The sequence below is a fragment of the Mesorhizobium sp. M1338 genome, assembly GCF_040318045.1.
GTDB lineage: Bacteria > Pseudomonadota > Alphaproteobacteria > Rhizobiales > Rhizobiaceae > Mesorhizobium.
The window spans coordinates 34,882-47,826 of record NZ_JAMYLL010000005.1 but is presented as its reverse complement, the minus strand read 5'-3'; the positions used below and the strand labels follow the sequence as shown (position 1 = coordinate 47,826).

Below are 12,945 nucleotides of genomic sequence, written 5' to 3'. Positions count from 1 at the left end.
GAAGCCGAGGAGCGCATCCATGACGAAAGCCGAAGCCAACACCAAGCCCGCCATCACTCAGGCGATGATCGATGCCTATGACGAATACACGCATCTGACGCTCGATCGCCGCCGCTTCATGGAGCAACTGACCAGGCTTGCCGGATCGGGCGCGGCGGCGGCGGCGATCGCGCCGCTTCTGGGGGCGAATTCCGCCCAGGCGGCAATCGTCGCCGACAACGATCCGCGGGTGAAGGGTGAGGACATCAGCTATCCCGGCAGCGCTGGCGAGATGAAGGGCTATCTGGTCAAGCCGGCGGATCAGGCGGGCAAGCTCGGCACGGTCATCGTCGTGCATGAAAACAGGGGACTCAACCCGCATATCCGCGACGTGGCGCGACGCGTGGCGCTGGAAGGGTTCGTGGCGCTGGCGCCGGATTTTCTGTCGCCGCTCGGCGGCACTCCGGCCGATGAGGACAAGGCGCGCGACATGTTCACCAAGCTCGATTCGGCGCAGACCATTGCCGATGGTGTAGCGACTGTCGCTTTCCTCAAGGGCGACAAGGACGGCAACGGCAAGGTCGGTGCCGTCGGCTTCTGCTGGGGCGGCGGCACGGTCAACATGCTTGCCGTCAACGCGCCCGATCTCAATGCCGCCGTCGCCTATTACGGCATGCAGCCGAACGCCGCCGATGTGTCTGACATCAAGGCGGCCTTGCTGCTGCACTATGGCGGACTGGACGAGCGCATCAATGCCGGCATCGATGCCTTCAAGAAGGCGCTCGACGCCGCGCATGTCGAATACACGGTCTATGTCTATGAAGGCGCCAACCATGCCTTCAACAACGACACCTCGGCCGCCCGCTACGACAAGAAAGCGGCCGATCTCGCCTGGGGACGCACGATCGCCTTCCTGAAGGAGAAGCTGGCGTAGCTTTCAGCGGGCTGGTTTGTGGAAGGCGACGCCGGCGACCACCAGCGCAATGCCGAGGCAATCGGTGGGGCTTGGAATCTGGCGCAGCACAATGACGCCGATCAGCGTCGCGGTGACCGGCAGTAGCGACAGCATCAGCGCGAAGCTGGCGCGCGGCAGCCGCGACATGGCGAGTTGGTCGCAGATGTAGGGAATGACGGAGGAGCAGATGCCGACGCCGACGGCGGCGAGCAGCAGCGGCCGTGAGAAAAAGGCCGGCAGTGCATCTCTGAAGCCGATCGGCAGCACGATGATGAAAGCGATCGCCATGGCGGCACCAAGACTGGCGATGCCGCCGCCCGCGCCGGAAGCGGCGATGCGGTGCCCGAGCACGATGTAGCCGACAAACAGAGTACCGTTGAGGAAGGCCCAGAACAGCCCAAGGGGATCACTCGACCATTTGACGTCGATGAGCAGCAAGGTGCCGGCGACGGCAACGGCAAGGGCGGCGAGATTGCGCGGGGTCTTGAGGCCGATCACCGCGACACCGATGGTGCCGACGAATTCGATCGCCGCCACCAGCGAGATCGGCAAGCGGTCGAGCGCCAGGTAGAACGAACAGTTCATCACCGCCAGGCAGGCGCCGAAGGCCAGCAACCGCAGCCGGGTCGAGCGATCGGCGCGGACGAGCGTTCGCCATGGACGGGTCATTGGTGCGAAGATCGGGGCGGCGGTAGCGATGCGCAGCCAGGCCATGCCGAGCACGCCGACATGCGGGAAAAGCAGCACGGCAAATGCCGGCCCGAGATAATGGAAGACGGCGCTGACGCCGAACCAGACATGCGGCGGCAGTGTTGTCGCCAGCCTGCGGAAGGGAAGGCCGGCAACAGCGGGGTCTGCCGCAGGAGCTTGCGTTTGATCATCCATCGGATCAGTATCGCAGGCGGTTTTGCCTGTTCATATGGGTGATGATTGGCTTTTCCAGCCGGTATCCTCACGGAAGCAAGGATCTTTCCATGAAACGCCTTCGGATTGAAAGCGCCGACCTCGATGCCGCGGATATGAAAATCCTGCGCTTGCTGGAAAAGGACGCGCGCATCAGCACGGCGGAGCTTGCGCGTTCGGTCGGCTTGTCGGCGCCGAGCGTGGCCGAGCGCATCAAGCGGTTGCAGGAGAGCGGGGTCATCGATGCCTATTCGGTCAGGATCAATCCCGCGGCACTCGGCCTGCCGGTGTCGGCGTGGCTGCGCATCCGTCCGGTACCGGGGCAACTGGCCGTCGTGGCCGAGATCATCCGCGATCTGCCTGAGATCGCACAATGCGACCGGGTGACCGGCGAAGATTGTTTCATCGCGCTGGCGCATGTCGGCTCGGTGGCCGAACTCGAACGGGTGATCGATCGCATCATCCCTTACGCGATGACCAATACGGCGATCATCCAGTCGTCGCCGGTGGTGGCGCGCTCACCACTGGCAGCGGTGAAGCGTACGGTTTAAGCAGGCAGGGATTGGTCGGCTCGAAGGTTTAAGCGTGGCCGCGCTTCAGGCGGGCGCGCTTCAGAATGGTGCGCCAGCGGATCATGTCGAACGGGATCGGTTCGTTGTTGTTGGCAATGTGGAATATCTCGTTGTCGACGTTCTTGAGCGAGCGCCAGAAATCATAGTCGGTGATGCGCGGATCGGCGGCCAGCCTGTCCACCTCGACCTTGATGTCGGTTTTCATGCACTTCCCTCGAACCGGCTTCGCCGCGCCGCCCGCATCGCAACCCTGTGCGGACCGTTTTCAACCGCTCCGCTGAGTCGTTCAACGGCTCAATTGGCTTTGTTCCCGTTAAAACCTCGGTAAGGTTAACGCGGGCGCGGGGCCGCTTCAAGCACCGCTGCCAGCCGATTTGAAGGTTCCGCGATTTTAGATTGTCGGTGTGCTTTGAAGCCCGGAACGGGATGGGTGTCGGCTTCGCCCCTATTTGCGTTTGATGCCGATCGAGCGGCCGGCGCGCTCTGGCATCGGCAGTGCCGAGTGGGCGGCGCGCATGGTTTCGACCTTGGCAAGCACATCGGCGGGGAAGGGCGCTACCTTCGGTCCGGACATGTCGACATGCAGCGAAAGCGATTCGGAGGTGGCGGCGAGCCAGCCGTCGACATGGCGGATTTCCTGGTAAACCCGCAGCCGCTTGTCATCATGGTCTATGAGTTGGAAGGAGACCGTGACCTTGTGCTCGAGATGCAACTCCTGCACGTAGCAAACATGGACTTCGGCCGTATAGATCGTGAGGCGGCGGTCCCTGGCATAGTTCGCCCCCATGCCCATTATGTCGAAGGCGTCGTCCGAGCAGCGGTCGAACAGCACGTTGTAATAGGCCATGTTGAGATGGCCGTTGTAATCGATCCAATCCTTCTCGATGTCCATCGGTCGGGAGACGAAGGGGGCGGAAATGGGCATCGAAACTTCCTTATGCTGGCGCTGGACAGAGCATGGCGGGTAAGACTACGCATCCATAATCGCACAACAAGGGTGGACGCTGGTCCATTCGCGGAGGAATTCATGGCTCTGAGCGACCTCAATCCGGTCGAACGCAACGAGGAAGGCATCGCTGCGGTGCTCGGCATCCTCAAGCAGCGGCTGGGCGAACGTTTTCAGACCGGCGAGGCCATCCGCTCCCAGCACGCGCACACCACCACCTATATTCCGACGCAGGCGCCGGACGGCGTGGCCTTTCCCGAGACGACCGCCGAGGTGCAGGAGATCGTGCGCGCCTGCGCCGCGCACCGCGTGCCGGTCATCGCCTTCGGCGTCGGCTCGTCGCTGGAAGGTCACACCAACGCACCGGGCGGCGGCATATCGGTCGACACGTCGCGTATGAACCGCATCCTGGCGGTCAATCCGCAGGATCTCGATTGCACGGTCGAACCCGGCGTCACCCGCGAGGATCTGAACCGGCATCTGCGCGACACCGGCCTGTTCTTTCCGATCGATCCGGGCGCCAATGCCTCACTCGGCGGCATGGCGGCGACGCGGGCGTCCGGCACCAACGCGGTGCGTTACGGCACGATGCGCGAGAACGTGCTGTCGCTGACGGCAGTCATGGCCGACGGCGAAACGGTGACGACCGGCAAGCGCGCGAAAAAGAGTTCGGCCGGGTATGATTTGACGCGACTGCTGATCGGCTCGGAAGGCACGCTCGGCATCATCACCTCGCTGACGCTCAGGCTACAAGGCATTCCGCAAGCGATCTCCGGCGGAGTCTGCCCGTTTCCGAGCGTCGAGGCGGCCTGCAACGCGGTCATCGCGACGATCCAGATGGGCATTCCGGTGGCGCGCATCGAACTGGTCAATGCGCTGCAGATGCAGGCGATGAAGAATTATTCGAAGCTCGACTATCCCGAGAGCCCGTGCCTGTTCGTCGAGTTTCACGGCAGCGATGCCGGGGTTGCCGAGCAGGCCGAGACTTTCGGCATGATCGCCGAGGAGAATGGCGGCGGGCCGTTCCTGTGGACCAGTGTCGCCGAGGAACGGACGAAACTGTGGAAGGCAAGGCACGACGCCTACTGGTCGTCGCTGACGCTGCGGCCGGGCGCCAAGGGCCTGTCGACCGACGTCTGCGTGCCGATCTCGCGCTTTGCCGAATGCGTCATGGAAACCGAAGCCGACATCGCCGAGATGGGCTTGATCGCACCGATCGTCGGCCATGCCGGTGACGGCAATTTTCACGTGCTGGTGCTGATGGACGTGAACGATCCGAAGGAGATCGCGCTGTCGGAAAAATTCGTCGCGCGGCTCAACATGCGGGCGATCGCCATGGATGGCACCTGCACCGGCGAGCACGGCATCGGCCAGGGCAAGATCGGCTTCCTGCGCCACGAGCTCGGCCACGGCGTCGACATCATGCGCACCATCAAGCAGGCGCTCGATCCCTTGAACATCATGAATCCGGGCAAGATATTGCCGGGAAACTAGGCGAGTCCTCCGACGCAAGGTTCACATACGGCTCATTACGACCGGGCAACGATGGAACCGAGATCGGCCGCACTGCGAGGTCCGAAACGGTCCGCCACCTTCGGAACCGATTCATAGCTTTCACGTTGCGGCAACCAACGGAACATCGTCAAAGCGGAGCGGTCGCCCATGAACTGGAAAGGCGTCTGGAAGAATCAATACGGGTCCATTGTCGAAATCACCGATGATGCGGACAATCGCATATCGGGATCGTTTCGAACCGCGCTGACGGATAGCGGGTTCCATGGCCAGGAAATTCCGATTTTGGGCGTGCACCGCGGTGACTGCATTAGCTTTGCCGGCGGCGGGAAAACGCCAGTCGGCGATGCAATCGTCTCTTATACCGGCCTCCTTCGGGAGGGAAAAATGGAGACTTTGTGGTTTGTCGTCTCGGATGCGGCGATTAAGGCCAGCGGCGAGGGCCAACCTGCGAAAATCGAAAAACTGAATTGGTGGCGTTCGATGTCGACCAGCGCGGACACGTTCCAAAGAAGCTAGTCCCAATGGCCAGCGAAGCCATTTGGCCTCGCACGACGCCGCTCTGGTCATCGCGGTAGGGCCAGCAGCGGGTGTCGACTATGTTCGCATGCGCCCAAAGCGGAAGTAAATCCCGGAGCGTTAGCGTGCGGCCGCAGGCTTCTCCTGCGCGCCCTGAACAAGTGTCTGCAGCATGGGGCGAGTTGGCGCGAAGAATGTCGTGCCGGTGTGCGGCGTCGAGAAATCAAGCAGGCGGTCGTAAGCGCCCGGCGGCTCACCGATGTACATGCGCTGAAGCATCTTCTCGATCACCCAGAGATATCTGGAATAGCCGATAAAATAGGTGCCGAACTCTTGCTGCCCCGGCCGGCCGAAGGGCATGTTGTCGCGCAGGATGTCGTATTCGTTGCCATCGGCATCCTCGATGGTGGCGAGCGATTTGTGCGACTTGCGCGGCGCGGCGTCATCGTCGATTTCGATGTTGTCGATCTTGGTGCGGCCGATGATCTCTTCCTGGAGGGGTGTCGGGGTCCGTGCCCACGCCTGGAGATCGTGCAGATATTTCTGCACGACGACATAGCTGCCCCCGGCGAATTCGGCGTCTTCATCGCCGACGAGTGCCGAGGCCGGCAGATCGAGGCCGGTCGGGTTGGCGGTTCCGTCGACAAAGCCGAGCAGGTCGCGTGCATCGAAATAGCGAAAGCCCGAGACTTCATCGACGACGGTCACGCCGTCACCGAGACTGTCGAGCAGAATGCGTTCGAACTCGAAGCACATGTCGGGGCGTTCGGACCGGATATGGAAGAGAAGATCGCCCGCTGTCGATGGCGCCGAATGAACGGCTCCCTTGATCGGCGCGAACGGTTTCAATTCGAGCGGGCGCCGATCGGGAGAGAAACGGTCCCAGAGATCGCGGCCGATGCCCGCTATGCACGACAGTCGCCCGGAGAGGTCGCGGAACCCGACGGTCTTCACCAGGTCATCAAGTTCGCCGAGCACCGAGGCGACCTTGGCGAGCGCGCTCTGTTCGCTGACGACAGTGACGACAAGAAAGACCGCCGAAAGCGACAGCGGAGCGTCGACGCTCTGCGCATCGATCGGCACCCGGTCCCAGTTCTTCCCAGACATTCGAATCTCCGCTTTGCCGGGATTTGTTTCAGATCACCGGACATCAGGCAACACTGGATGATTTGCCTCTTTATCGACACGCGGATGCGGGTAGAGTGCGGCAGAATTTCAATCAACCCGTTCGGAGCTGATGCTCGCTCGCCTGTTCGTGATCTTCGGTGGCCTTTTTGTGCTGGTGCTGTGTGCGGCGCTGGTGGTGCCGTATTTTGTCGACTGGACCAGCTACCGCGCCGATTTCGAACGCGAGGCGAGCGCCATTCTCGGCCGCAAGGTGACCGTGCGGGGCGACGCCACGGCTAGGCTGTTGCCGTTCCCGTCGGTGACCTTCGCGAATGTCGCCGTCGCCGGTGGCCCCAACGGCCAGCCGGCCATGACCGTCGAGACGTTTTCGATGGATGCGGAACTGGCGCCCTTCCTGCGCGGTGAAGTGCTGATCTTCGACATGCGGCTGGTGCGGCCGAAAGCGACCATCGATATTGCCAATGACGGCACGGTCGACTGGGCGATGCGGCCGTCCTCGCCCTTCGACCTCAACCAGATCTCGATCGAAAAGCTGACAGTGACCGAAGGTCAGGTCGAACTGCGCCATGCCGCCGGCGGCCGCAGCCATCTGATGTCCGAGATAAATTCGACCATCTCGGCCAAGTCGCTGGCTGGCCCGTGGCGCATGGACGGCACGCTGCGGCTGGATGGTCTTCGCACCACGGTCGCGGCGTCCACCGGCAAGGCCGAAGGCACAGGGCAGATGCGGCTTCGGCTGAAGGCCGATCCGGACGCCTATCCGCTGGTCATCGAGACCGACGGCAATGCCGGTATCGTCAATGGGGCTGCCGTCTATTCCGGCCAGTTCAAGATCTCAAATCCGGACAAGAATGGCGCCGACAAGAACAGCGCCGAGCTGCGCGGCACCGATGGCGAGACGAAGGTCAGCGCCGGCAAGCCCGATCCGGGCTTTCGGCTGAACGGCAAGTTTTCGCTCGACCACCAGAAGTTGGGCGTCGACGAATTTCGATTCGAGACCGGGCCGCTCGACAACCCCTACACCGCCGACGGCAAGGCCTCGGTCGATCTCGGGCTAGAGCCCAGGTTTGCCATCGAAGCCAGTGGCGCTCAGGTGCAGCTCGACGAGGCGGTGGGTGCGCAGGCTGGTGCCGGGCTGACATTGGATCAGCGCATTGCGGGGCTGGAGCAGGCATTGCTCGATATGCCGAAGCCGACCATTCCCGGTACCGTCGAGGTCAAGCTGCCAGCGGTGGTGGCCGGCGACACCACGGTGCGCGACGTTCATCTGTCCGCCGAGCCGGTCGATGGCGGCTGGTCGGTGAAATCGCTTGCCGCGACCTTGCCCGGTCGCACCACGCTGGAAGCCGATGGCATGCTCTTGCTCAACGTGGAGGGCCATTTCGGCTTCAACGGCTCGTTGCTGCTCGCCGTGGCGCAACCTTCGGGTTTTGCAGCGTGGCTGTCGAAGGACGTCGACGAGGCGATCCGCCGTTTGCCCGCCGCCGGCTTCAAGGCCAAGGTCGACCTCTCGGAAAAGCGGCAGGCCTTCAGTGATCTCGAACTGATCCTGGGCAAGGCGAAGTTTTCCGGCCGCATCGATGCTAGCCAGCCTGACGATGCCAAGCCGTCGGTGCTGATGCGACTCGAAGGCGGCGAACTCGATGTCGACGGGCTGGCGGCCTTTGCCTCGATCTTCGTCAGCGACAAGGGTGCCAATCGCTTTGCCGACCGCGACCTCGATTTCCAGATCAAGGCCGGTCCGGTCAGCGCCGGCGGGCTGACCGCCGACACGGTCGATACCGCACTGAGGCTGCGCGACGGGCTGCTCGAAATCGACCGGCTGTCGGTGGGCGGGCTGGCCGGCGCCTCGATCAGCGCCACCGGCAGGATCAAGGATTTCCCGGCACGCCCGACCGGCAAGCTCGACGCCTCGGTGGTTGCCGTCGACCTGAAGCCACTGATGGATGTCGCCGCCCAGCATTATCCCGACAGCGCCGTGCTCAAAGGACTGGCAAGCCGTGCCGCCGCCTATCCGGAGCTGTTCCAGGATGCGCGCGTCGACCTGGTGGCGAGTGCGGCGGACAATGGCGACGGCACCTCGGGCCTGGCGGTGAGCGGGCAAGGCAAGGCCGGCGGCTCGGCTTTTTCCGCGTCGCTGTCGGGGAAGGGGGCGGTGGACAAGCTTCTCGAAGCTCCGGTGGCGCTGACCTTCAACGCTAAAAATCCTGACGCCACCGCGCTGCTGGCGCTCTACGGACTGCCGGCGCTGCCGCTTGGCATGCTGGGCGAGGCAAGCACGGACATCCAGGCCAAGGGCACGCTTGGCGGCGGCCTGGCGACGAGTTTCAGCCTTGCCGGCGATGACTTCAAGGCCGGTTTTGAGGGAACGATCGCCGATACCCCGCAAGGCCTCGCCGCCAAGGGCAAGCTTAGCCTCGATGCCGCCGACATCGAACCATGGCTGATGACATCAGGCATCGGCCTGCCAGGCATGGGTGCCGGCATGTCGACGTCGCTCTCGGCGCAGGGCGACTATGGCAACGGTCTGCTGGTGCTGGACGAACTCAGCGGCGCCATCAACGAAGCGGCGGTGTCCGGCGACGTCAATGTCGACGTTAAGGACGGTATGCCGCATCTGGCCGGCGCGCTGGTGCTCGACGAACTCGACCTCGATCCGATGGCGGTGACGCTGTTCGGCGATTCCGCCTTTCTTGCCGACAAGGAAGGAACCGATAAGAGTGGGGCGTGGCCGGCCACACCGTTCAGCCAGAAATCCAATCTGCCGTTCACCGCCGATCTCGACCTGACGACGGCAGCGCTTGCCGCCGGCCGGTTCGCGACCGCCTATGATGCCGCCTTTTCGCTCAAGCTCGACCAGGAAGGCATCCGCGTTTCGGATCTCAAGGCGAAATTGCTGGGCGGGGCGCTGACCGGCCTGTTCGAGCTGAAGAACAATGACGGCACCGGACTTTTCACCGGCCAGATGAAACTGGCTGGCGCCGATTTGGCGACCATGCTGCCGGATGCCGGCATCAGCGGCAATGGCGATTTCTCGGCGGCGCTGTCAAGCAGCGGCAAATCGGTCGAAGGAATGGTGGCCGCCTTGTCAGGCTCCGGTACGGCGGCGTTGAGGGGCTTGCAGGTCGCCGGCGTCAATCCCGATGCGTTCAGTGCATTCCTCGCCAAGGCGGATGCGATCGGGCGCGACATCGATGCGGCCAAGACCGCCGGCTTTGCGCCTGAAATTGCCGCTGATGGCAGTTTTGCCGCCAAGGATACCGATATCGCCTTCACGGTTGCCGGCGGTATGCTCAGGGCACCGCCGGTCAACCTCGAAAATCCGGCGGCGACCTTGTCCGCCGACATCACGGCCGATCTCAATACCAGCATGGTTTCCGCCAAGGGGACGATCGCCTATCGGCCGGGCGATGACGCCCTGGTCGGCTCCGAGCCGACGGTGAATTTCACCGCCGAGGGGCCCTTCGGCGCGGTGAAACGAGAGTTCGACAGCGAGCCGCTGGCGCAGTTCCTGACTCAGCGCGCGCTGGAAAGGGAGCAGCAGCGGGTCGAGGCAATGCAGGCCGAACTGCTCGAAAAGCAGCGGCTGCGGCGCGAGGTACGCTACTACGCGGCGCTGCAGGACGAGCGTGACAAGGCGGCCGAGGAATTGCGCAAGCAGGAGGAAGCAGCGCGGCTGAAGGCCGAAGCTGAGGCTCAGGCCAAAGCCGAGGCCGACGCCAAAGCTCGGGCCGACGCCGAGGCGAAGGCCAAGGCGGATGCCGACGCCAAAGCCAAGGCGGATGCGGACGCCAAGGCCGCTGTTGAACGGCAGGCCGCCGACGAGGCGGCCAAGGCGCAGGCCGAGCAGGAGCGGCAGAAGGTGGAAGAGGCGATGCATGTGGTCTCGCAGGAAAAGGCAAGGCTCGAGGCCGAACGCAAAGCCGCGCAGCAGCCTCCCAAGGTGGAGCGTGCGCCACTGCCGGAGGCCAACGGCAATCCGCCGCCGGCCAAGCCGAAATCCAATCCGTTCACGATCGACAATCTGCTGAAGTCACTGCAGTAGGCAGTAGGCAGTAGGCAGTAGGCAGTAGGGAAGGCCTTTCCGCCCGAAATCGTTTCAAAGAACGAGCAGTTGCGCGCCGTCCGCCACATAGCGGGCGTGGCGGAAATCCCGGACGGTCAGGAGTTTGCCGTCCTGCCAGGCCAGCAGGATGAAATAGGATGGCCGCGCCGCTGGATCGTCGCTGTCACGGACGAGGACTGCCGGCCTGTCTTCGACGAAGCCCGGCACGAAGCGCCAATCCCGCACCTGGGAATAATTGTGGAAATAGGTGCCGACCTCCTGGCGACCATTCAGCCGCGTCCTTGCCACCAGCTCCAGCCGCACCTCATCGGCCAGCATGTCGCGCACGGCGTCGAAGTCTCGGGCGTTGAATCGATCGATATAGGCGTCGAGCAACAGACGCTCAGCCGCGCTCAGCTTGGGGAGAGGGCGGTCGTCAGGTTCGTCCGCGAACCGACGCAGCCGGCCGCGGCCGCGATGCAGGGCCGCCTTGATGGCGGGGATGCTGATGTCGAGCGTGGCGCTGATCTCCTGCAGTGAATAGCCCAGAACGTCCATCATGATGACGCTGCTTCGCTGCGCGAGAGGGAGGCGCATGAAGGTATGGAGGCCGGCCGCCGCGGCCTGACGGTCGACGGTGGGGTTTGCCGGGTCGACGATCATGTCCGGGTCCTCATCGGAAAAAGTCTTTTCACGGGCTCGCCGGCGCAGGAAGTCGAGCGCCGCATTGTGGGCGATGCGGAACAGCCAGCCCTCAGGATTGGCGATCGGGCCGGCATTCGGCAGCGCCTCGAATGCCTTGGCCAGGGCGTCCTGCAGCACGTCCTCACCGTCGATGACCGAGCCCGTCATGCGGGCGCAATAGCGGTGCAGCTTTGGACGCAGTTCGCCGAACAGGCGGTCAAAAGGTTCGCGGATCTCGCCAGGAATGTTCATGCGCCTCTGTTCGCCGTTACTGGTCGAGCATACGGTAACTGCCCACCACGGTCATTTCCTCGCGCTGCGGACGTTCGATCAAGCGATCCCTGATGCCATTCTGAAAGGCCTCGAATGCCGCCAACCCGGTGATGATGTCGGCATGGGCCTCGGTTTCCGTCTCGACCAGATGGACAAAGGTCCCGTCGTCGGAACGCCATGTCATGTAGCGAACGCCTTCCGGCGATTTTTCCCGCAGCTCGTGGAACACGGCCTTGACCAGCCGTTCATTCTCGTCGGCCCGTTCCGGTTTCGTCCTGTAGCGTATCAGGTGGCGTTTCATCGAAGTTGTTCCTCTTGATTGCCCGCGCCCAGCAGGCCGCTCATGTCCGAGACGTTGCGGCGAAGCCAAAGGATTCGGGATGCCCGGGAAAATAATTGCGGGTGCGCCTGCCTGGGAACGCCCTGCCGCAGTTAGACGTCCGCGCTGCGTTTCGCCCAGCCCAGGACATAGAGCCTCAGCGCCGAGGACAGGTTGGTGTCGCGGGGCCGCGTCTCGTCGACCTCGGCGACAAGGGCGGCGAGCGTCAGCTTTCTGGTCGCCGCGATCGCGACGAGGTCGTCATAAAAAGGTTTTTCAAGGGAATAGCTGGTGCGGTGGCCGCGAATGGTCACCGAGCGCTTTTCGACCGCGCTCACGGCAGAGCGCTCATTGTTCGTTTTCGCCGCCGGATGGCTCGCGGCGGTGGCCAGCGACGAATTTTTCGGCCTTGTCGGCGATCAGGTGGTCGCGTTGCTTCTCACCTTTGGAACGGCCGTGCAACGCCCGGTTCTGGTCGGCAACGCGCACCTTTTCGCCCCGCGCCTTCTGCTTGCGGGCCTGGCGGAGGTTGATGATTTCGGCCATGGCGAGCTTGGCTTATTTCTTGCGGAAGGCGTCGAGCGAGACCACTTCGGCGCCCTTGGTGGCGGCGTCCGCCGCCGCGGGCTTCTTCTCCGCCTCGGCGGCGGCCTTCTTCTCGGCCTTCGGCTTTTTCTCGGAGACGATAGTCAATGGCTCGGGCGAGGCTTGAGCGGCTGGTTCCTCGGCCGCACCGTCCGTCTTGACGTCGAATTCGAGCTCGAAATTGACCGAGGGATCATAGAAGCCGCGCACGGCCGAGAACGGGATTTCGAGTTTCTCCGGCACGTCGGAGAAGGACAGGCCGACCTCGAAGCCGGTGTCGGTCACCTTCAGGTCCCAATACTGAAACTGGATGACGATGGTCATCTGCTCGGGATAGCGCTCGCGCAGACGCGACGACACGCGCACGCCCGGCGCGCCGGTCAGGAAGGTGATGAAGAAGTGGTGGTTGCCGGGGAGGCCGGTGCGCGCGACTTCGGCCAGGACCTTGCGCATGACGCCGCGCAACGCCTCCTGGGCCAGAATGTCATAGCGGATGTGGTCGTCGGCCATGTGACGGTAGGGTTC

Annotated in this window: 14 protein-coding genes; 5 read left to right on the top strand and 9 right to left on the bottom strand. The window is 63.4% G+C overall.

Annotated elements, in window-relative coordinates; translation table 11 throughout:
• The first annotated feature begins 19 nt into the window (after positions 1 to 19).
• Positions 20 to 913: a dienelactone hydrolase family protein gene (locus tag NKH19_RS07205; RefSeq protein WP_352865242.1), complete on the top strand. Its 894-nt coding sequence runs from the start codon at positions 20 to 22 to the stop codon at positions 911 to 913.
• A gap of 3 nt (positions 914 to 916) precedes the next feature.
• Here NKH19_RS07205 and NKH19_RS07200 read toward each other — a convergent pair whose 3' ends face one another.
• Positions 917 to 1,819 carry an EamA family transporter gene (locus NKH19_RS07200; protein ID WP_352865240.1) on the bottom strand — a complete coding sequence of 301 codons (903 nt, stop codon included), beginning with the start codon at positions 1,817 to 1,819 and terminating at the stop codon, positions 917 to 919.
• Between the two features lie 89 nt (positions 1,820 to 1,908).
• Between NKH19_RS07200 and NKH19_RS07195 the strand changes: the two genes are divergently transcribed.
• Complete coding sequence (locus tag NKH19_RS07195) at positions 1,909 to 2,388, top strand: Lrp/AsnC family transcriptional regulator (RefSeq protein ID WP_352865237.1); 480 nt, start codon at positions 1,909 to 1,911, stop codon at positions 2,386 to 2,388.
• Between the two features lie 28 nt (positions 2,389 to 2,416).
• Here NKH19_RS07195 and NKH19_RS07190 read toward each other — a convergent pair whose 3' ends face one another.
• Both NKH19_RS07190 and NKH19_RS07185 read right to left on the bottom strand, forming a co-directional pair.
• Entirely contained in the window at positions 2,417 to 2,614 is a 198-nt protein-coding gene (locus NKH19_RS07190) for a hypothetical protein (protein ID WP_284271956.1), read from the bottom strand.
• 240 nt (positions 2,615 to 2,854) lie between these two features.
• Complete coding sequence (locus NKH19_RS07185) at positions 2,855 to 3,334, bottom strand: thioesterase family protein (protein WP_352865235.1); 480 nt, start codon at positions 3,332 to 3,334, stop codon at positions 2,855 to 2,857.
• A gap of 102 nt (positions 3,335 to 3,436) precedes the next feature.
• On the opposite strand from NKH19_RS07185, the gene NKH19_RS07180 reads away from it, so the two are divergent.
• A complete protein-coding gene (locus NKH19_RS07180) occupies positions 3,437 to 4,849 on the top strand; it encodes an FAD-binding oxidoreductase (protein ID WP_352865232.1) in 1,413 nt (470 codons plus the stop codon).
• 168 nt (positions 4,850 to 5,017) lie between these two features.
• Positions 5,018 to 5,386, top strand: coding sequence for an avidin/streptavidin family protein (locus NKH19_RS07175; protein WP_352633642.1), 369 nt, complete (start codon positions 5,018 to 5,020; stop codon positions 5,384 to 5,386).
• 120 nt (positions 5,387 to 5,506) lie between these two features.
• Here the strand turns inward: NKH19_RS07175 and NKH19_RS07170 are convergent, their stop codons facing one another.
• Positions 5,507 to 6,493 carry a Dyp-type peroxidase gene (locus tag NKH19_RS07170; RefSeq protein ID WP_352865229.1) on the bottom strand — a complete coding sequence of 329 codons (987 nt, stop codon included), beginning with the start codon at positions 6,491 to 6,493 and terminating at the stop codon, positions 5,507 to 5,509.
• A 130-nt stretch (positions 6,494 to 6,623) separates the two neighbouring features.
• Here NKH19_RS07170 and NKH19_RS07165 point away from each other — a divergent pair, with 130 nt between their 5' ends.
• Entirely contained in the window at positions 6,624 to 10,559 is a 3,936-nt protein-coding gene (locus NKH19_RS07165; RefSeq protein ID WP_352865226.1) for an AsmA family protein, read from the top strand.
• Between the two features lie 54 nt (positions 10,560 to 10,613).
• Here NKH19_RS07165 and NKH19_RS07160 read toward each other — a convergent pair whose 3' ends face one another.
• The 5 genes from NKH19_RS07160 to NKH19_RS07140 form a co-directional block, all read right to left on the bottom strand.
• Complete coding sequence (locus NKH19_RS07160; protein ID WP_352865224.1) at positions 10,614 to 11,495, bottom strand: sigma-70 family RNA polymerase sigma factor; 882 nt, start codon at positions 11,493 to 11,495, stop codon at positions 10,614 to 10,616.
• Between the two features lie 16 nt (positions 11,496 to 11,511).
• A complete protein-coding gene (locus NKH19_RS07155; protein ID WP_352865221.1) occupies positions 11,512 to 11,817 on the bottom strand; it encodes a hypothetical protein in 306 nt (101 codons plus the stop codon).
• A 131-nt stretch (positions 11,818 to 11,948) separates the two neighbouring features.
• Positions 11,949 to 12,173 (bottom strand): ribbon-helix-helix domain-containing protein, encoded by a 225-nt coding sequence (locus NKH19_RS07150; protein WP_352865218.1) that lies wholly within the window; start codon positions 12,171 to 12,173, stop codon positions 11,949 to 11,951.
• Positions 12,174 to 12,183: 10 nt separating this feature from the next.
• Complete coding sequence (locus NKH19_RS07145) at positions 12,184 to 12,381, bottom strand: DUF4169 family protein (RefSeq protein ID WP_352865216.1); 198 nt, start codon at positions 12,379 to 12,381, stop codon at positions 12,184 to 12,186.
• Between the two features lie 12 nt (positions 12,382 to 12,393).
• Positions 12,394 to 12,930, bottom strand: a complete 537-nt coding sequence (locus tag NKH19_RS07140; protein ID WP_352865602.1) for an SspB family protein — start codon at positions 12,928 to 12,930, stop codon at positions 12,394 to 12,396.
• Positions 12,931 to 12,945: the final 15 nt, after the last annotated feature.

Coding starts and splice junctions, on each gene's coding strand:
- NKH19_RS07205 (WP_352865242.1), top strand. CDS start 20: ATGACGAAAGCCGAAGCCAACACCAAGCCCGCCATCACTCAGGCGATG.
- NKH19_RS07200 (WP_352865240.1), bottom strand. CDS start 1,819: ATGGATGATCAAACGCAAGCTCCTGCGGCAGACCCCGCTGTTGCCGGC.
- NKH19_RS07195 (WP_352865237.1), top strand. CDS start 1,909: ATGAAACGCCTTCGGATTGAAAGCGCCGACCTCGATGCCGCGGATATG.
- NKH19_RS07190 (WP_284271956.1), bottom strand. CDS start 2,614: ATGAAAACCGACATCAAGGTCGAGGTGGACAGGCTGGCCGCCGATCCG.
- NKH19_RS07185 (WP_352865235.1), bottom strand. CDS start 3,334: ATGCCCATTTCCGCCCCCTTCGTCTCCCGACCGATGGACATCGAGAAG.
- NKH19_RS07180 (WP_352865232.1), top strand. CDS start 3,437: ATGGCTCTGAGCGACCTCAATCCGGTCGAACGCAACGAGGAAGGCATC.
- NKH19_RS07175 (WP_352633642.1), top strand. CDS start 5,018: ATGAACTGGAAAGGCGTCTGGAAGAATCAATACGGGTCCATTGTCGAA.
- NKH19_RS07170 (WP_352865229.1), bottom strand. CDS start 6,493: ATGTCTGGGAAGAACTGGGACCGGGTGCCGATCGATGCGCAGAGCGTC.
- NKH19_RS07165 (WP_352865226.1), top strand. CDS start 6,624: ATGCTCGCTCGCCTGTTCGTGATCTTCGGTGGCCTTTTTGTGCTGGTG.
- NKH19_RS07160 (WP_352865224.1), bottom strand. CDS start 11,495: ATGAACATTCCTGGCGAGATCCGCGAACCTTTTGACCGCCTGTTCGGC.
- NKH19_RS07155 (WP_352865221.1), bottom strand. CDS start 11,817: ATGAAACGCCACCTGATACGCTACAGGACGAAACCGGAACGGGCCGAC.
- NKH19_RS07145 (WP_352865216.1), bottom strand. CDS start 12,381: ATGGCCGAAATCATCAACCTCCGCCAGGCCCGCAAGCAGAAGGCGCGG.
- NKH19_RS07140 (WP_352865602.1), bottom strand. CDS start 12,930: ATGGCCGACGACCACATCCGCTATGACATTCTGGCCCAGGAGGCGTTG.